Annotated in this window: 17 protein-coding genes and 1 tRNA gene; 11 read left to right on the top strand and 7 right to left on the bottom strand. The window is 72.0% G+C overall.

The genetic code is table 11. The features are described from left to right. Nucleotides 1-3: 3 nt before the first annotated feature. Nucleotides 4-91: transfer RNA gene (locus tag ACGFW6_RS42590), tRNA-Leu, on the bottom strand. Between the two features lie 188 nt (nt 92-279). Here ACGFW6_RS42590 and ACGFW6_RS42585 point away from each other — a divergent pair. The 3 genes from ACGFW6_RS42585 (at nt 280) to ACGFW6_RS42575 (ending at nt 3025) form a co-directional block, all read left to right on the top strand. Next, nucleotides 280-1605 carry a M20/M25/M40 family metallo-hydrolase gene (locus ACGFW6_RS42585; RefSeq protein ID WP_393522407.1) on the top strand — a complete coding sequence of 442 codons (1326 nt, stop codon included), beginning with the start codon at nt 280-282 and terminating at the stop codon, nt 1603-1605. Nucleotides 1606-1761: 156 nt separating this feature from the next. Beyond that, nucleotides 1762-1995, top strand: a complete 234-nt coding sequence (gene chpH, locus ACGFW6_RS42580; RefSeq protein WP_329508865.1) for a chaplin ChpH — start codon at nt 1762-1764, stop codon at nt 1993-1995. A 148-nt stretch (nt 1996-2143) separates the two neighbouring features. Next, nucleotides 2144-3025, top strand: a complete 882-nt coding sequence (locus ACGFW6_RS42575) for a chaplin (protein WP_393522403.1) — start codon at nt 2144-2146, stop codon at nt 3023-3025. Nucleotides 3026-3120: 95 nt separating this feature from the next. Here the strand turns inward: ACGFW6_RS42575 and ACGFW6_RS42570 are convergent, their stop codons facing one another. Then, entirely contained in the window at nt 3121-3309 is a 189-nt protein-coding gene (locus ACGFW6_RS42570) for a DUF5703 family protein (protein WP_005485166.1), read from the bottom strand. A gap of 47 nt (nt 3310-3356) precedes the next feature. Between ACGFW6_RS42570 and ACGFW6_RS42565 the strand changes: the two genes are divergently transcribed. Beyond that, nucleotides 3357-4088: a hypothetical protein gene (locus ACGFW6_RS42565; protein WP_393522401.1), complete on the top strand. Its 732-nt coding sequence runs from the start codon at nt 3357-3359 to the stop codon at nt 4086-4088. A 116-nt stretch (nt 4089-4204) separates the two neighbouring features. On the opposite strand, the gene ACGFW6_RS42560 is transcribed toward ACGFW6_RS42565, so the two are convergent. Next, the gene (locus tag ACGFW6_RS42560; protein WP_393522398.1) at nt 4205-6415 is read right to left on the bottom strand and encodes a helix-hairpin-helix domain-containing protein; all 2211 of its coding nucleotides are present in this window, start codon (nt 6413-6415) and stop codon (nt 4205-4207) included. Then, on the bottom strand, nt 6412-7395 hold the full coding sequence (locus ACGFW6_RS42555; RefSeq protein ID WP_393522395.1) for an aldo/keto reductase: 984 nt from the start codon (nt 7393-7395) through the stop codon (nt 6412-6414). Before ACGFW6_RS42555 ends, ACGFW6_RS42560 begins: the two co-directional genes overlap by 4 nt. Before the next feature lie 184 nt (nt 7396-7579). Here ACGFW6_RS42555 and ACGFW6_RS42550 point away from each other — a divergent pair, with 184 nt between their 5' ends. Beyond that, nucleotides 7580-8635: an LLM class F420-dependent oxidoreductase gene (locus tag ACGFW6_RS42550; protein ID WP_393522392.1), complete on the top strand. Its 1056-nt coding sequence runs from the start codon at nt 7580-7582 to the stop codon at nt 8633-8635. A 238-nt stretch (nt 8636-8873) separates the two neighbouring features. Beyond that, nucleotides 8874-9662, top strand: coding sequence for a ferritin-like domain-containing protein (locus ACGFW6_RS42545; RefSeq protein WP_393522390.1), 789 nt, complete (start codon nt 8874-8876; stop codon nt 9660-9662). Nucleotides 9663-9680: 18 nt separating this feature from the next. Here ACGFW6_RS42545 and corA read toward each other — a convergent pair whose 3' ends face one another. Then, on the bottom strand, nt 9681-10679 hold the full coding sequence (corA, locus tag ACGFW6_RS42540) for a magnesium/cobalt transporter CorA (protein WP_393522387.1): 999 nt from the start codon (nt 10677-10679) through the stop codon (nt 9681-9683). 62 nt (nt 10680-10741) lie between these two features. On the opposite strand from corA, the gene ACGFW6_RS42535 reads away from it, so the two are divergent. The 4 genes from ACGFW6_RS42535 (at nt 10742) to mshC (ending at nt 14294) form a co-directional block, all read left to right on the top strand. Then, complete coding sequence (locus tag ACGFW6_RS42535; RefSeq protein ID WP_393522384.1) at nt 10742-11428, top strand: histidine phosphatase family protein; 687 nt, start codon at nt 10742-10744, stop codon at nt 11426-11428. Nucleotides 11429-11527: 99 nt separating this feature from the next. Then, entirely contained in the window at nt 11528-12118 is a 591-nt protein-coding gene (locus ACGFW6_RS42530) for a DUF3090 domain-containing protein (RefSeq protein ID WP_393522381.1), read from the top strand. Then, a complete protein-coding gene (locus tag ACGFW6_RS42525; protein WP_393522378.1) occupies nt 12082-12900 on the top strand; it encodes an SCO1664 family protein in 819 nt (272 codons plus the stop codon). The genes ACGFW6_RS42530 and ACGFW6_RS42525 overlap by 37 nt, the downstream gene beginning before the upstream one ends. A gap of 164 nt (nt 12901-13064) precedes the next feature. Next, complete coding sequence (mshC, locus tag ACGFW6_RS42520) at nt 13065-14294, top strand: cysteine--1-D-myo-inosityl 2-amino-2-deoxy-alpha-D-glucopyranoside ligase (RefSeq protein ID WP_393522375.1); 1230 nt, start codon at nt 13065-13067, stop codon at nt 14292-14294. An 87-nt stretch (nt 14295-14381) separates the two neighbouring features. Here mshC and ACGFW6_RS42515 read toward each other — a convergent pair whose 3' ends face one another. Further along, a complete protein-coding gene (locus tag ACGFW6_RS42515; RefSeq protein WP_393522372.1) occupies nt 14382-14954 on the bottom strand; it encodes a hypothetical protein in 573 nt (190 codons plus the stop codon). Between the two features lie 35 nt (nt 14955-14989). Further along, nucleotides 14990-16714 (bottom strand): S8 family peptidase, encoded by a 1725-nt coding sequence (locus tag ACGFW6_RS42510; protein WP_393522369.1) that lies wholly within the window; start codon nt 16712-16714, stop codon nt 14990-14992. 311 nt (nt 16715-17025) lie between these two features. Between ACGFW6_RS42510 and ACGFW6_RS42505 the strand changes: the two genes are divergently transcribed. After that, nucleotides 17026-18000, top strand: a complete 975-nt coding sequence (locus ACGFW6_RS42505; protein WP_393522366.1) for an SMP-30/gluconolactonase/LRE family protein — start codon at nt 17026-17028, stop codon at nt 17998-18000. Nucleotides 18001-18062 lie beyond the last annotated feature (62 nt).

Raw genomic sequence — 18062 nt, 5'->3', positions numbered from 1 at the left:
AGCTGGTGTCCGAGGGGGGACTTGAACCCCCACGCCCGATAAAGGGCACTAGCACCTCAAGCTAGCGCGTCTGCCATTCCGCCACCCGGACAAGGTGTCTGTCGTGCGGGGTTTCCCCCGCGGCGACAGAGGAAACATTACCAGGCTTCGAGGAGTGCCCGATCACCCCCCGTCGCGACGTGAACGGCGTGTGACGGGTCCCGGCCGGTCTTGGGCAGCGCCGCGGTCGGGGGGAGGATGAGGGGGACCACCAGCAGCGACCGCGCGGAAGGAAGCAGCGTGAGCGAGACGGACACGGCCAGGAACGTCACCGGCGAGGACGAGGTCGTGGACCTCTGCCGCGAGCTGATCCAGATCGACACCAGCAACTACGGCGACCACTCGGGACCCGGTGAGCGCAAGGCGGCCGAGTACGTCGCCGAGAAGCTCGCCGAGGTGGGCCTCGAACCGCAGATCTTCGAGTCGCACCCGGGGCGCGCCTCCACGGTGGCCCGCATCCAGGGCGAGGACCCCTCCAGGCCCGCGCTGCTCATCCACGGCCACACCGACGTCGTACCGGCCAACGCCGACGACTGGACCCACCACCCCTTCTCCGGCGAGGTCACCGACGGGTGTGTGTGGGGGCGTGGCGCCGTCGACATGAAGGACATGGACGCGATGACCCTCGCGGTCGTCCGTGACCGGCTGCGCAGCGGCCGCAGGCCCCCGCGGGACATCGTCCTCGCGTTCCTCGCCGACGAGGAGGCCGGCGGCAAGTTCGGCGCGCGTTTCCTGGTCGACAAGCACCCGGACCTCTTCGAGGGCGTCACCGAGGCCATCAGCGAGGTGGGCGGCTTCTCGTTCACGGTGAGCGAGCAGCGACGGCTCTATCTGATCCAGACGGCCGAGAAGGGCATGCACTGGATGAAGCTGACCGTGGCGGGCACCGCCGGGCACGGTTCCATGATCCACCGGGACAACGCGATCACGGAACTGTCGGAGGCGGTCGCGCGCCTGGGCCGGCACCGGTTCCCGGTGCGGGTCACCAAGACCACCCGGGCCTTCCTCGACGAGCTCGGCGACGCGCTCGGCACCGAACTGGACCCGGAGAACATGGAGGGCACCCTCGCCAAGCTCGGCGGCATCGCCAAGCTCATCGGCGCGACCCTCAGCAACACGGCCAACCCCACCCAGCTCGGCGCCGGCTACAAGGTCAACGTCATCCCCGGCGAGGCCACCGCCCATGTCGACGGCCGCTTCCTGCCCGGTTTCGAGGAGGAGTTCCTCGCCGACCTCGACAAGATCCTCGGGCCCAAGGTCAGGCGTGCGGACGTGCACTCCGACAAGGCCGTCGAGACGAGCTTCGACGGGGCGCTCGTGGACGCCATGCAGTCCGCCCTGGTCGCCGAGGACCCGGCCGCCAAGGCCATCCCCTACATGCTCTCCGGCGGCACGGACGCCAAGTCCTTCGACGACCTCGGAATCCGCGGCTTCGGCTTCGCCCCGCTGAAGCTGCCGCCGGAGCTGGACTTCGCGGGCATGTTCCACGGCGTCGACGAGAGGGTCCCGGTGGAGGGGCTGAAGTTCGGGGTCCGTGTACTCGACAGGTTCATCGACGCCTCCTGAACGGCCCGTCGGCGGGACCGTCCAGAAATCGTCCAGACGTACTGTCCGTGACTGGGGAGAGTGAACCCGCTCATAGGGTCGTAGCCCTATTAATTCCTCCTCGTTACAGGTGATGCGATCAGCTACTTGTGATCGCATTGCCAACAAGGAGGAATAATGATCAAGAAGGTCGTCGCCGCTGCGGCTGCCACCGGTGGGCTGGTTCTCGCGGGCGCGGGCCTGGCCGTGGCCGACTCCGGTGCCCAGGGTGCCGCGGTGCACTCCCCGGGTGTCGTGTCCGGCAACGTGGTTCAGGTTCCGGTTCACGTCCCCGTGAACGTCTGCGGCAACACGATCTCGGTGATCGGGCTGCTGAACCCCGCCTTCGGCAACACCTGCATCAACAAGTGACGTTGTGCCTCGCCCCGTGAACCGGGGCTGAGCCCGTCGGCCCCGGAGCGCGCGCCATGCGCTCCGGGGCCGACCGGCCTTTACGGAACGTCGGTCGAATGTCCGACGTCGTCCTTTCGGAACAAGGTCGAAGGCAGGTACTCAGCAAATGCGACAGGTCACCCGCAAGGGCCTGATGACCGTGGCGGCCGCGACCGGCGTCATCGCCGCAGCGGGCGGCACGGCCCACGCGACCGGCGCCGGCGCGCACGGCTCCAGCGTGAACTCGCCCGGCGTGCTGTCGGGCAACACGGTGCAGGTGCCGGTGCACGTGCCGGTCAACGTCTGCGGCAACACCGTGAACGTGGTCGGGGTGCTCAACCCGGCGATGGGCAACAGCTGCACCAACCAGGGCGGCCACGGCGGCTCCCACGGCGGCGGGGGCTCGTCCGCCGACGGCCACGCCAGTGACTCGCCCGGCGTCGGCTCCGGCAATCACGTCGAGGTCCCGGTCCATGTGCCGGTCAACGTGTGCGGCAACAGCGTCGACGTCATCGGCATCGGCAACCCCAGCACGGGCAACGACTGCGGCAACGGCGGCGGTCACCACGCGCCGGGGGAGCCGGGCAACCCCGGTAACCCGGGAAATCCGGGGAACCCCGGTAACCCGGGCAATCCGGGAGAGCCCGGGAATCCGGGAGAGCCCGGAAACCCGGGGAATCCTGGAAACCCCGGTAACCCCGGAAACCCGGGCAATCCTGGGGAGCCCGGAAACCCGGGGAACCCCGGTAACCCCGGTAATCCGGGCAACCCGGGAGAGCCGAACCAGCCCGGTACCCCGAGCACGCCGCCCGGCACCGGCGGCGAGACCCCGGGCGGTGGCTCCTCCACCCCGAACCAGCCGGGCGCGCACTTCGTGACCCAGCCCGGGGGCGACGCGGAGCTGGCCCAAACCGGCAGTGAGATGCCGCTGGGCCTCGTCCTTCCGGTCGGCGCGGGAGCGCTGCTGGCGGGAGCGGTGCTGTACCGCAAGGCACGGCAGTCGCAGTAGGGCATCGCACCAGGAGGCTCTGACCTCCGGTACGAACGGAGCGGGCCCCGCCGAGGCGGGGCCCGCTCCGTGTCACTCCTGTCCGGCGCCTCAGCTCACCACGTGGCCCGCACCTGCCGGATGATCCGGCGGCGCAACCGCACCCTGCGGCTTCCGTCCCGCAGCAGGCTCAGGCGGTCCAACTCCCAGTGTCCGTACTCGGCATGGTCCGTCAGCAGGCGTGTGGCGTCCTTGCGGGAGACCCCGCGCGGTACGTACACGTCGACAAATTCGTATTCCGGCATCGCATCTATTGTGCGGGCTGGGGCCCGGTACGGATAGCGTCTGCACTATGTCTGATGCTGTGCAGCCCACCGCTGCCGAGGTACGCGCCGCCGCCGAGGCGGTCAAGACCGCGCTCGACCGCCATCTGGCCGCGGTCGAACGCCGGTCGGGGGAGGACGACCCGGCCGTCTACGAGGCGTTCAACCAGCTGGCCGCGGCCGCCGAGGCCTACGACGAGCTGCTCTACGACCGCTACGACGAGGTCACACCCTTCGAGATCCCCGGTACGGAGGACGCGCTGCCGCCGTACACGGGCCCCGAGGAACCGAACGCGCTGAGCGTGCTGATCCGCCGCGACTACGCCGTGGCGGAGCCGCAGCGGCTGCTGGCCCAGGCCCAGCGGGTCGAGGCGGCGGACTACGACGGTGCGGACGGCGACGCCTCCGGCACGGTGCACGGGGCGCTGGGCATCCTGTTCGGCGAGTTCGAGCCGGACGAGATCGCCTCCCGGCACAAGGAGTTCGGACTGGAGGAGGGTGACTCCACGCTCTGGGTGACCGCCGCGGACGACCAGACCGACCCCGGCGAATGGCTGGAGGCGCCCTTCGAGGGGGTCGACCCGCAGCAGGTGGTCTGCCGCTTCGACGTCAGCACGGTGTTCGACGACGACCTCGACGAGGAGGACACGGACGACGACCCCGGCAGGCGGCTCGCGGTGAACGCCGAGGACGACATCGAGGACGAACTCGACACCGACCTCGACGAGGACGACCTCGAACCACTGGACGCGGATCGCTGAGACACGGCGAAAGGCTGGACGTGGATCGCTGAGACACGGCGGAAGGCTGCCGGACGGCGGCGGTCACGGGGCGGTGGCGCCGTGACCGCCGCCGTCGCGCGTCCAGGACCGCCGTGTCAGCCGGCCGCCGTCGGCTGCGGCGCCAGCAGCGCCGGCAGGCGGGTCGTGCGCGGCTTGGCCGGGATCTCGGCGACCGCGTGGGCGAGGGCCTGCTCGACGCCGTGGACCACCGACAGGTGGCGGTCGGCGCGGCTGAAGGCCGTGTAGATCCAGGGGCGGCTCAGGGCCTGGGCCGCGTCGCCGGGGAGGACCACGACGACCGCGGGCCAGCGTGCGCCCGCCGCCTGGTGGGCGGTCAGCGCCCAGCCGTGCCGCACGGCCTGCTCCACCCGCTCCTTCGGTACGACCACGGCCTCGCCCGCGCAGGACAGGTGCAGCCCCTCCGCGTCGGCCTTCACGACCTGGCCGGGCACGGTACGGCCCGGCGCGGGGGAGTACGCGACGCGGTCACCGGGGTCGAAGCCGCCGAAGCGGCCGGGGCCCGGGTTGAGCCGCTCCTTGAGCGCGGCGTTGAGCGCACGCGTGCCGGCCGCGCCGCCGTGGCCCGGTGTGATCACCTGGGTCTGCTCCGCCGGGACGCCGATCGCCCGCGGCACCGAGTCCGCGACGAGCTGCACGGTGCGGTGCACGGCCTCGCCCGCGTCCCGCACGGGCACGATCACGACCTCCTTGCCGGGCGCCTCGACCTGGTTCAGCTCACCGATGCCGACCCCCGAGACCAGCTCGCCCAGCGGGCCGGGATCCGGCAGGCGCGAGGCGATCTGCGGGCAGACCCGCGCCGCCAGCAGATCGGCGAACACCCGCCCGGGCCCCGCCGACCACAACACCCCGGGGTCCCCGGCGAGCACCAGCCGGGCCCCGTCCGGCAGCGACTCGGTGAGCAGCGCGGCCGTCTCCACGTCCAGCTGGGGGGCGTCGAGCACGACGAGCAGATCGAGGTCGAACGCCCCGTCCGTGTCCCGGCCGGGCCCTTCGGAGCCGGACAGCAGCCCGGCCACGGTGGCGACACCGGGCACCGAATCCGCCACGGCGGGGCCGGCGCCGCTCAGGAGCGCCGAGAAGCGCTCCGTGCCGGGCGGGCCGGGCACGGCAGCCCAGGCACGCAGTCCGAGCGCCTGCGCGGCCCGCAGCAGCGCCGCCGGTTCGGCGCGGGAGGCCTCCCCACCGGTGTGCAGGACCAGGCCGTTCGCCGCGACCGCCCGGATCAGCTCGGCGGCGGAACCCGCTCGTCCTGCCGCCCGGTCCCACTCCTCGGCGGAACCGTCCTGCTCGGGCGCCGAGTTGATCAAGCGGCCCAGCCCGTCGGCGAGGCTCTCCTCCGCGAGGGCGTACCGCTCCAGGCCGACGAGGACACGAACCGGGCGCTCCTCGTCCTCCTCCGTCTCCTCGTTCCGCCGGGCCGGGGCGCCGGGCTCGTCCAGGGCGTCCTGGAAGGCCAACGCCTCACCCTCGGCCAGGGTGTTCTGCACGGCCGCGTCGGCGTCCGGCACGCCCTGCTTGGCCAGCGCGGCGGTGAGCACGGGAAGTTCGAGGGCGGTGTGTCCGGCCAGGGCCGCCTGTTCCAGGAGCCAGACGGCCACCGCCCGGCCGCGCCGCTCGTCGTCCGGCCCGCACTCCGCGCCGAGCAGCGCCCGCGCGAACCCGTCGGCCTGCTCGGGCCGTACCCCGCCGACGCGCAGCAACTGCCAGGGATCCGCCCGCAGCTGGTCGGCGGCGCCCTCGCCGAGCGCGGCGGCGGCCTGCGCCGCGAGCGCCTCCGGGGCGCCGCCCTCGGTCAGCACGCCCCGCACGGACTCCACGGTCTGTGACGCGGGGGCCGCGGGCGCGGCGGGCACCGGTGCGGGCTGCGGCCGGCGGGCCGGCTCCGGGGCCGGGCGTCGAGGTGTCTCCGGCTCGCTGAAGACGGTCGCCGCGGGCTTCGCGCCGCTCTCCACGGCCCGTACCGCGGCGAGGAGATCGGCGGCCTGACCGCTCAGCTTGGCCCCGCTGTCGACGGGCGCCGTCTTCTCGGCCTTGCGCCGCTCGATCCGCTCCCGCTCGACCCGCTGGGCGGCCAGTTCGGCCTCCGCCTCCGACTGCTGTGCCGCGCTCTGCGAGCCCTCGCCGTCGGCGCTGTCCGGCGCGGCCCCGGTCACCTGCTCGCCGTCCTCCGGCGTGCCGTTCGTGCCGTCGCCTCCCGCACTCGCAGCGGCGGCCCCCTCCTGGGCCGCGGCCCCCGGCGTCCCCGGCTCCGTGTTCTCCGTGGTCTCGGGTGGCTCCGTGCTCACAGCGTGCTCCAGTCGTGATCGGGATAGCGGTGCACGGGCGCCGACACGTCGTCGAGCGCCCGGCAGATCTCGTCAGGAAGAGTAAGGGCCTCCACTGACAACGCCGCCGTGAGCTGCTGCGCGTTGCGCGCGCCGATGACCGGCGCGGCCACACCGGGCCGGTCACGGACCCAGGCGAGAGCGACCTGGAGCGGGGAGACGGCCAGCCCGTCGGCCGCCGTCTGCACGGCGTCCACGATCCGGCTCGCCGTGTCGTCGAGATAGGGCGCGACGAACGGCGCCAGATGTTCCGAGGCGCCGCGCGAGTCCGCCGGCGTCGCGTTGCGGTACTTCCCGGTGAGCACGCCCCGGCCGAGCGGCGACGAGGGCAGCATGCCGATGCCGAGGTCGAGCGCGGCCGGCAGCACCTCGCGTTCCACACCGCGCTGGAGCAGTGAGTACTCCAGCTGTGTGCTCGCCAGCCGGGTGCGTATCCCGGGCGCCGCGAGCTGCCAGGTGCCCGCCTTGGCGAGCTGCCAGCCGCAGAAGTTGGAGACACCGGCGTAGCGCACCCGACCGCTGCTGACCGCGAGGTCGAGCGCCTGGAGGCTCTCCTCCAGCGGGGTGTACGGGTCGAAGGCGTGGATGTGCCAGACGTCGACGTAGTCCGTGCCGAGCCGGGCCAGCGAGGCGTCCAGGGCGGAGAGCAGATGACCGCGCGAGCCGTCGAAGCGGCGGTCGGGGTCGGGCACGCTGCCCGCCTTCGTCGAGATGACCAGGTCCCGCCGCGGGATCAGCCCTTCCATCAGCCGCCCGAGCAGATACTCGGCCTCCCCGTCGCCGTACACGTCCGCCGTGTCGACGAGGGTGCCGCCCGCCTCCCAGAACGTCTTCAAGAGGTCCGCCGCGTCGTGCTCGTCGGTGTCCCTGCCCCAGGTGAGGGTGCCGAGCCCGATCCGGGACACGCGCAGGCCGGTGCGGCCGAGATGCCTCTGCTCCATGAACGCCGAGATTACTGGCCAGAACCTGCCATGTGGGGGCCTGTGGATGACCAGTTTCCCGGACCGTCACCGGCGATGCCCGGGGGCAGTCGGGCGACGCCCGCCACATCGGCCTCCCCGCGAGAGGCCCCCCGCGCTAAGGTCTGGCCCAAAGGGACGTTACTGATCGGTAAGGGGATCGGCCATGCAGCTCGGGATCAACCTCGGCTACTGGGGTGCCGGAATGGACGCGGACAATCTCGCCGTCGCGCAGGAGGCCGACCGGCTGGGCTACGCCGTCTGCTGGGCCGCCGAGGCGTACGGGTCGGACGCGGCCACCGTGCTCAGCTGGGTCGCCGCCCAGACCGAGCGCATCGACGTCGGCTCGGCCATCTTCCAGATCCCGGCCCGCCAGCCGGCGATGACCGCGATGACGGCCGCGACCCTGGACTCCCTGTCCGGCGGCCGCTTCCGCCTCGGCCTCGGTGTCTCCGGACCGCAGGTCTCCGAGGGCTGGTACGGCGTCAAGTTCGACAAGCCGCTGGCACGCACGCGTGAGTACGTCGAGATCGTCCGCAAGGCGATGACCCGCGAGCGCCTGACGTACGAGGGGCAGCACTGGACGCTGCCGCTGCCCGACGGCCCCGGCAAGCCGATCAAGCTGACCGTGCACCCGCAGCGCGAGCACATCCCGCTGTACATCGCCGCCATCGGCCCGAAGAACCTGGAGCAGACCGGCGAGATCGCCGACGGCGCCCTGGTGATCTTCCCCTCCGCCGACCACCTGGAGGAGACCACCGTCAAGCACCTGCGCGCCGGACGAGAGAAGGCGGGCAAGAGCCTCGACGGGTTCGACGTCTGCCCGACCCTGCCGCTCGCCGTCGGCGACGACAAGGACGTGGCCACGCTCGCCGACACCTTCCGCCCCTACACCGCGCTCTACGTCGGCGGCATGGGCAGCCCCAAGCAGAACTTCTACAACCAGCTCGCCCAGCGCATGGGGTACGAGAAGGAAGCCGCCGAGATCCAGACCAAGTACCTCTCCGGCGACAAGCAGGGGGCCGCGGTCGCCGTACCGCACGACCTGATCGACCAGACCACGCTGCTCGGCTCCGTCGACCGCATCGCGGACCGGATGAAGGCCTACGCCGCCGCCGGGGTCACCACCCTGTCCCTCGCGCCGGCCGGCTTCACGCTCGACGAGCGGCTCGCGTCCCTGCGCGCCGGCAGCGAGGCCCTGGAGCGCGCCGGACTGGCGTGAGCCGAGGGGCCGTACCGGCCGGGAAAGTTCTGCGGCCGTGGTGGGGGCTCGGGGGTCTTCCCCGCCACGGCCGTCACGCAGAACAACGCGCGCGTGCCCACCCGGTTACGCCCCCGTCGTGACCCCGATGGTCATTCTTTTGGCGCAGTTGTCCGACTCAGCTGTTGCAGCGGCTCTCTCTCCGCATTTGACTCGTTCTTTGCGGAATCCTGCGGCGTCCTGAGAGAGGTGCCCCACGATGCTTTCGGCCAAGAGTCTGTTCCAGGAGATCCTCGACAACGACGAGTCCTTCCGGCTGTTCTGCTCGATCGCCGCCAGCGGCGAGTCGCAGGGCGGCTGGGAGAACGCGCGCATCGCCGCGCTCGTCCCCGACAGCGAGCGCGCCATGGCCCCCAAGATCACCCGGCACGGCGCGGACGAGGACAAGCACGGGCGGATCTTCAACGCCCTGCTGAAGAAGCGCGGCCTCGAACCCGTCCCCGTCCCGCCCGAGACCGACTACACGATGCTTCTGGAGAAGCACGGCATCGGCCTCGCCCACGAGAAACTCAAGGCCGACAAGCCGCTCTCGGTCGACGACATCATCACCTACCTCGCGCACAGCCGGGTCACCGAGCAACGCGCCTCCGACCAGATGATCATGCTCCGCAACTTCTTCGCCGACGACCCGGTGATCGGCAAGGCCGTCCGGATGATCTCCAACGACGAGGACAACCACCTCGCCTACACGCACGAGGAACTGCTCCGCTTCGCGGCCGCCGGTCACGGCCGGCTCATCCAGGCCGCCCTGCGCGAGTGCGCCCTCGCCGAGATCCGCGTCTACCGGGACGTCAGCCTCGCGGTCATGGACCACATGGGCCGCATCCTCGGCTGGCCGCGGGCCAAGGCCGCCGCGCTCGCCGCGGGCATCCACGCCGTGTACGCCTGGGAGCGGTTCGCGGGCTGGCGGAAGATGGTGTCCCTGTCGATGCCGGAACGCCGCGACGCCCTCGGCGGCCCGGCCACCTCGGCACCCGAGTTCGCCTGACGCCCCCGAACGGCCCGGCTACAACCAGCCCCGGCGTTTGAACAGCCGGTACAGCAGCACCTCGATGGCGGCCATGGCCAGGATCAGCACCGGATACGAAGCGGTCCAGTGCAGCTCCGGCATGTGCTCGAAGTTCATGCCGTAGATCCCCGCGATCATCGTGGGGACCGCGGCCATGGCCGCCCACGCGGAGATCTTCCGCATGTCGTCGTTCTGCCGGACGCTCATCTGCGCGAGATGCGCCGACAGGACGTCGGAGACCAGCCGGTCCAGACCCTCGACGGCCTCGTTCACGCGCGTGAGGTGGTCGCTCACGTCGCGGAAGAAGGGCTGCGCCTTGTCGTGCACGAACGGCACCCGCGCACCGATGGGGCCGGCGCCCGCGAGCCGGGACACGGGCTGCGCGAGCGGGCCGGTGGCCTTGCGGAACTCCATGATCTGCCGCTTGAAGGCGTAGATGCGCGAGGCCGTGTGCCGGGACCCGCCGCCGGTCGGCGAGAACACCTCCGCCTCCAGCTCCGAGAGGTCGGTGCCCAACTCGCCCGCCACGTCCACGTAGTGGTCGACGACCGCGTCCGCGATCGTGTAGAGCACCGCCGTCGGGCCGTGCCGCAGCATCTCCGGTTCGTGCTCCAGACGGGCCCGCACGACCCCCAGGGGCGCCTCCTCGCCGTGCCGGACCGTCACCACGAACGAGTCGCCGATGAAGACCATGACCTCACCCGAGGAGACGATGTCGCTCTTCGGTTCGTAGCCGACCGGCTTGAGGACCATGAACAGCGAGTCGTCGTACACCTCCAGCTTGGGCCGTTGGTGCGCGTTCAGCGCGTCCTCCACGGCCAGCGGATGCAGCCCGAACTCCTCGGTGACCTTGTCGAACTCCTTCTCCGTCGGCTCGTACAGACCGATCCAGACGAACGCGTCGTCCTGGAGGCGGCACAGATCCAGGGCGTCGGAGAAGTCCGCGGGCCCCTCCGTACGGCGCCCGTCCCGGTAGATGGCGCAGTCGACGATCACGGAGCGTATTCTCCCGCCCTCGGCCGCCGGACGCACCCCGTCGTGCGCCTACCCTGGGCGGCATGCCCACGCTGATCCTGGTCCGGCACGGACGTTCCACCGCCAACACCGAGGGAGTGCTCGCCGGGTGGACCCCCGGCGTCACCCTCGACGAGCGCGGGGCCGAGCAGGCCGCCGCACTGCCCGCACGGCTCGCCGCGCTGCCGGTCTCCGAGATCGTCACGAGCCCCCTCCAGCGCTGCCAGGAGACGATCCGGCCGCTCCTGGACGCCCGGCCCGGACTCACCGCGCACACCGAGGAGCGGATCGGGGAGTGCCACTACGGCGACTGGTCCGGCCGCAAGCTCGCCGACCTCAAGGACGAGCCGCTGATGGAGGTCGTGCAGGCCCATCCGTCGGCGGCGGCGTTCCCCGGCGGGGAGTCGATGCGGGCCATGGCGACCCGGGCCGCGGAGGCGGTACGGGAGTGGAACGCGCGCGTGGAGCGCGATCACGGTGCCGACGCCGTGTACGTGATGTGCTCGCACGGCGACATCATCAAGTCCCTCGTGGCGGACGCACTCGGTCTTCATCTCGACCTCTTCCAGAGGATTTCCGTTGAACCGTGTTCCATCACCGCGATCCGTTACACCCGCCTGAGGCCTTTCCTCGTACGGCTCGGGGACACCGGCGACTTGGCGTCCCTCGCCCCGCGCGAGGAACCGCCGGCCGGTGACGCGACGGTCGGGGGCGGCGCGGGCGCACCGTGATCGTCGGGCGCAGTAGGGTGAAGCGGTCCGCACATCGCCGCAGTCACGAGTCGCCGAACTCACGATTCGCCGTACCCACGATTCCAATGGAGACAGGACGTGTCCCGTCAGGTGTTCCTCTACGACCCCCCGGACCGCTTCGTGGCCGGCACGGTAGGACTGCCCGGACGCCGTACGTTCTTCCTCCAGGCCGTCGCCGGCTCCCGGGTGACCAGCGTGGCCCTGGAGAAGACCCAGGTCGCCGCACTCGCCGAGCGCATGGACGAACTGCTCGACGAGGTCGTACGGCGTAGTGGCGGCAGCGCCGCGGTCCCCGCGATGGCGCCCAGCGAGGTCTCCGACACCGGCCCGCTGGACACCCCCATCGAGGAGGAGTTCCGCGTCGGCACCATGGCGCTCGCCTGGGACGGCGAGGAACAGCGCATGATCGTCGAGGCGCAGGCCCTCGTGGAGCTCGACGCCGACTCCGAGGAGGACCTCGCCGAGGCCGAGGAGCGGCTGCTCCAGGACGAGGAGAACGGTCCCCCGATGCTGCGGGTCCGGCTCACCGGCGCGCAGGCGAGGGCTTTCGCCAAGCGCGCCCTGGACGTCGTCAACGCCGGGCGGCCGCCGTGTCCGCTGTGCAGCCTCCCGCTCGACCCGGAAGGACACGTATGTCCGCGCCAGAACGGATACCGCCGCGGAGCGTGACCTCGGTGGAACTGCTCACCGAGGGTGAGCTGACGGTGCGCGGACGCATCCGTGAGGCGTCCAACGCGGCCCTGTACTGCACCGTCACGCACGAGGGCCGGGAGGCGACCTGCGTGTACAAGCCGGTCGCCGGTGAGCGGCCGCTGTGGGACTTCCCCGACGGCACCCTCGCCGAGCGCGAGGTCGCCGCGTACGAGGTCTCCGAGGCGACCGGCTGGGGACTCGTCCCGCCCACCGTGCTGCGCGACGGGCCGTACGGCGAGGGCATGTGCCAGCTGTGGATCGACGTGACCCCCGAGACCGAGCTGCTCGCGCTGGTGGACGGCGAGGAGCCCGAACCGGGCTGGAAGGCGATCGGCCTCGCCGAGGTCGGGGAGGGCAGGACGGCCCTGCTCGTGCACGCCGACGACGAGCGGCTGCGACGCCTCGCCGTACTGGACGCCGTGATCAACAACGCCGACCGCAAGGGCGGCCATCTGCTGCCCACGGAGGACGGCCGGCTCTACGGCATCGACCACGGCGTCACCTTCAACGCCGAGAACAAGCTGCGGACGCTGCTGTGGGGCTGGGCGGGAGAGCCGCTCACCCAAGAGGCCGTCGAGGTGCTCGCGACCCTGCGGGAAGGGCTGAAGGAGGGCGGCGCGCTCGCCGTGCGGCTCACCGAGCTGATCACCGCCGCCGAGGTGGACGCCACGCGCGCGCGGGTGGACGCCCTGCTCGCCTCCGGCACGCATCCCGAGCCGAGCGGGGAGTGGCCGGCCATTCCCTGGCCACCCGTCTAGCGGCCCCCGCCGGCCCGTCCACGCCCGTCCGTCCGGCACGGCCGTCCCCCCGGCGGCCTTCCCGGCCCCGCAGCACAATGTCCCGTGTCGCGCAAGAACGCCTCCCCGGCCATCCGGCCCGGTCCGGTTCGTGTACGGAACATCCGTCCGGTTAGGCTCATGACATGTATGCCTGGCCCGCTTCTGAGGTCCCCGCCCTGCCCGGTCAGGGCCGCGACCTGAGGATCCACGACACCGCGACCGAGGGTCTCGTCACCCTGGACCCCGGTCCCGTCGCCCGTATCTACGTCTGCGGCATCACGCCGTACGACGCGACCCACATGGGGCACGCGGCGACCTACAACGCGTTCGACCTCGTGCAGCGCGTGTGGCTCGACACCAAGCGGCAGGTTCACTACGTCCAGAACGTCACCGACGTCGACGATCCGCTCCTGGAGCGGGCGCAGCGCGACGACATCGACTGGGTGGCCCTCGCCGAGAAGGAGACCGCCCTCTTCCGCGAGGACATGACCGCGCTGCGCATGCTGCCGCCGCGCCACTACATCGGCGCCGTCGAGGCGATACCCGGGATCGTCCCGCTCGTCGAGCGACTGCGGGAGGCGGGCGCCGCCTACGAACTGGACGGCGACATCTACTTCTCCGTCGAGTCCGACCCCGACTTCGGCAAGGTGTCGAACCTCGACGCCGCCGCGATGCGCCTGCTGTCCGCCGAGCGCGGCGGCGACCCGGAGCGGCCCGGCAAGAAGAACCCGCTCGACCCGATGCTGTGGATGGCGGCCCGCGAGGGCGAGCCCAGCTGGGACGGCGGTTCGCTCGGCCGCGGCCGGCCCGGCTGGCACATCGAGTGTGTCGCCATCGCCCTCGACCACCTCGGCATGGGCTTCGACGTCCAGGGCGGCGGCTCCGACCTCGCCTTCCCGCACCACGAGATGGGCGCCTCGCACGCCCAGGTGCTGACCGGCGAGTTCCCCATGGCCAAGGCGTACGTCCACGCGGGCATGGTCGCCCTGCACGGCGAGAAGATGTCCAAGTCCAAGGGCAACCTCGTCTTCGTCTCCCAGCTGCGCCGGGACGGCGTCGACCCGGCCGCCATCCGGCTCGCCCTCCTCGCCCACCACTACCGGGCCGACTGGGAGTGGACCGACCAGGTGCTCCAGGACGCCGTGGACCGCCTCGGCCGCTGGCGTGCCGCGGTGTCCCGGCCCGACGGACCGGCCGCGGAAGCGCTCGTCGAGGAGATCCGCGACGCCCTCGCGAACGACCTCGACGCCCCGGCCGCGCTCGCCGCGGTCGACCGCTGGGCGGCCACGCAGGAGGCCGAGGGCGGCACGGACATCGGCGCGCCCGGAGTCGTTTCACGGGCCGTGGACGCGCTGTTGGGCGTGGCCCTGTAGCGGTCCGCACACGAGAGGCACAAGAGAGGGGCGCCTCCTCCCGCGCGGGAGGAAGCGCCCCTTTGGCCGTGGTGCGGCTGCGGCCGGTCAGATCCTGCGGATCTGGATGCTCCGCAGGACCAGCGGCTGGTTGCTGTCCCAGACGCCGACGACCTGGTGGCCGAAGGTGAAGGCCTGCTGCACCTGCTCATGGGTGAGCGGGCTCGGGTTGCTGAAGACCCGGAACACGTTGTCGATGCGCAGGAAGATCTGCGACGGCTGACCCGGCTGCGGCTGGACGATGTCGATGTAGCCGTCCGCGACACCGGCCTGCGGCGCCTGCTGTACGGCGGCCTGGGTGACCTGCTGCATCAGGTGCAGCACCTGCTGCTCGACCTGCTGTTGCTGCTGCTCGCCCTGGAACCCCTGCCCCTGGATCTGCTGCTGACCGTGGCTCTGCTGCTGCCCGTAGCCCTGCGGCTGGCCGAGCTGCTGGAGCAGTTGCTGGAACGGCTGCTGCCGGCCGAGCTGCTGGAGCTGCTCCAGCGATCCGCTCATGCCGTACGGCTGCTGCTGGCCGTAGCCCTGCTGCTGCCCGAAGGGCTGCTGGTACGGCGACGTGCTCGGGAACTGCTGGCCCTGCTGTTGTCCCATGTGACTCATCTGCGGGGTGGTGCTCATACGGGTGTCACCTTCCCTTGATGTGATGGGCTGCGTCAGCCGGTGATCACCAGGCCGACGATCTCGTCGTCCGAGAACCACACTCGGACCTCCGGCCGTCCCCCCGCGAAGGCGGTGTGGACCGCCTGGCGGATCTCGGGGGACGGATGGTTCAGGTTCCGCCACTCGCCGGCCACGAACAGCCGGAGCCGGGGCGGAAGTTCGCGCGGATACGGCAGCAACTCGTCCCAGTACCGCTCGGCGAGGCCGGAGCCGACCGCCTGCGGCACCAGATGGGTCACCGCCGCCCTGATGTCGGGCCGGTTGCCGATCCGCTGGGAGGACGGCCGGCCCGGCGCGTCCTGTTGCGGGGAACCCGTCGCGCGCAGCACCGCGCGCGCCTGCTCGGGGGACATCGGCGGCTGGGCCGCGGCCCTGAGCATGCCCTGCAGCGCCGCGAGCGCGCCGACCACCACCGGGGACGCGGACGACGTCCCCGAGAACGTGTCGGTGTACCAGGCGATCTCCTCGGGTCCGCCCTGGAGGTCGCCGGGCCGGTCCCAGAAGCCGCCGGTGGTCGTGACCTCGCGGCCCCAGCCCTGCGCGTCCACCCGGGCGCCGTAGTTGGAGAACGAGAGCCGGGAGCGGTCCGGGCCGTGATCGCGGCCGTGCGTCCCGGGGGGCGGGGCGCCCGCGCCGACCAGGACCGCCCCCGAGGACGGGTTGGACGGGTTGAACGGGTTGCGCCACCACTCCGGGAACTCGTCCGGGCGGCGCTCGTAGACCGCGTCGTCGAGGGACTCGCCGCCGTTGCCCGCGGCGGCCACGACCAGCACGCCCCTGGCGGTGGCGTGGCGGATCGCGGCGTGGTCGTCCGGCCACCATTCGAGCGCGACGTAGCCGCGCTGGTCGTCGCGGTCAGCGAACTCGAACCGGGGCCCCGGGCGCTGCAGTTCGACCAGCACGATGTCGCCGGGGCCGAGCCGGTCGGCCGCCGCGTGGATCGCGGCCGCCGTGCCCATGCCGTGGAAGGACGCGGCCGCGGTCACCGTCTCCGGCACGATGCCGGTGACGCCGTGGTCGTTGCGGTCGCCGCCGATCACGCCGATCACGGCGGTGCCGTGGTTGCGCCAGGCCAGGTCGGTCAGCGGGGTGCCGACGACGACCCCGGCCAGCTTGCCCGCCAGGTCCTCGTGGCCCAGCTGCCAGGAGCCCTCCACGTCGATCACGGTCACGCCCTGACCGGCACCGCCCGGCCGCTGCCAGGCCCAGTGCGCGTCCACGCCCTCGGGCGCCGGCCGCAGATAGCCCTGCCGGCCGCTGTAGTCGGGCGTGACCGGCGCGCCCTCCTTCAGACGCCCGCTGCCCTCCCCGACCTGCCCGAGCCCGGCCGGCACCGCGCCCGGTTTCACGTACGCGGTGTCGATCCCGGGCAACGCGGCGATACGGGCCCGCAGTTCCTCGGCGCGGCTGAGCCGGCCGCGCACCCGGTAGAACAGGGCCAGGTCGGGCACGTCCTGTGCGTCCGTGGCCTGCTGCAGCCGTTCCTCGCTGCCGAACAGCGGCTCCAGCGCGAGTTGTTCGTCGCTGAGGAACATGTTGAGAGCCGTCACGTCGGCGCCCGCGACCGACCGGACGCCCTCGGACCGGGCCCGCAGCCGGGCCTCGGGACGGGCTACGACGATCAGTTCAGGTTCGGCTCCTCGGTAGGTGAATCCCGCTCCGTCGGGCCCCGGCCCGGCCGCTCCCGGGCCCTGCGCCGGCTGTCCCTGGTCGGTCATGGTCTGCCGCTCCCTTCGGTCCTGGGGTTGCCAAGTGCGGGTGGTGCGGCGCGCCTTCGGTGGACAACCAAGCACGCGGCGGCCGGTCCGTCCAGAGCCTTTTCGTCAACATGGTTTGAGAACAAGTTGAACTGGGCAACGTGTGCAATCCGTCCGGAAACAGATGTCACGCCATAATCCGGCCGGATGCTGTCCAGTCCCTGTCGAGACGCCGTCCTCGGCTGCGGGGGCGCCGGGCGTGTGGTGGGGTGGGGGAGTCAGTTGACCGTTGGACCAGCTGTCGGCCGGTCCTGTCAGCGGAAGGACGCACCGTGGCCCCCGAACACCGCTCCTTCGCACGTCACCTCACCCGCCGGAGACTCCTCACGACGGGCGCCGCGACCGCCGGCGCCGCATTCGTCGCGGCCGCCGGCACCCCCGCCGCCGCGGCCGGAAAGCGCCGCCCCACCGTGCTCCACCTCCCGAACGGCTTCCGCCCGGAGGGCATCGCCATCGGCGGCGGACCGTACGCCTACCTCGGCTCGCTCGGCGACGGCTCCCTCTACCGCGCCGACCTGCGCACCGGCGACGGCTCGATCATCTCGGCCGGACCGGGCACCCCCTCGGTCGGCCTCAAGATCGACCACCGGGGACGCCTGTTCGTCGCCGGACGCGGCCAGGGCGCCCGCGTGGTGGACGCCCGCAGCGGCGAGGTGCTCGCCTCCTACGCGCTGACCTCGGCGACCCCGACCTTCGCCAACGACGTGTTCCTCACCGGGCGCGCGGCCTGGTTCACCGACTCCTTCCAGCCCGCGCTGTACGCCCTGCCGCTCGGCCGGCACGGCCAACTCCCGGACGCCGACGACATCGTGACGATCACTCTGAGCGGCGACTGGAGCCAGGTCGCAGGCGAGGTCGTCAACGCCAACGGCATCACCGGCACTCCCGACGGCTCCGCACTGCTGGTCGTGCAGTCCGGGGCCGGCGGGCTGCACCGGGTCGACCCGCGCACCGGCGTCACGAAACTCGTCGACCTCGGGGGCGCGACGCCGCTCACCAACGGCGACGGACTGCTGCTGATCGGGCGGACGTTGTACGTCGTCCAGAACCGGCAGAACGCCATCGACGTCCTCGAACTCGCCCCCGACGGCCGCAGCGGCGTGTTCCGGCGCCGCATCACCGACCCGCGGTTCGACGTGCCGACCACGGTGGCCGCGTACCAGGGCCGTCTCTACCTGCCCAACGCGCGCTTCACCACGACGCCGACACCGGAGACGACGTACGACGTGATCTCCGTGCCCGCCTGACGCAGGCCGTGCCCGCAACGGAAGTGGGGGGGGGGGGGGGCCCCGCCCCCCCCCCCTCCACC

The organism is Streptomyces sp. Y7, assembly GCF_043195415.1.
In the GTDB taxonomy this organism is placed as follows: Bacteria; Actinomycetota; Actinomycetes; order Streptomycetales; family Streptomycetaceae; genus Streptomyces.
Note: the sequence above shows the minus strand (reverse complement) of the source record. Positions and strands in the feature narration are given on the sequence as shown.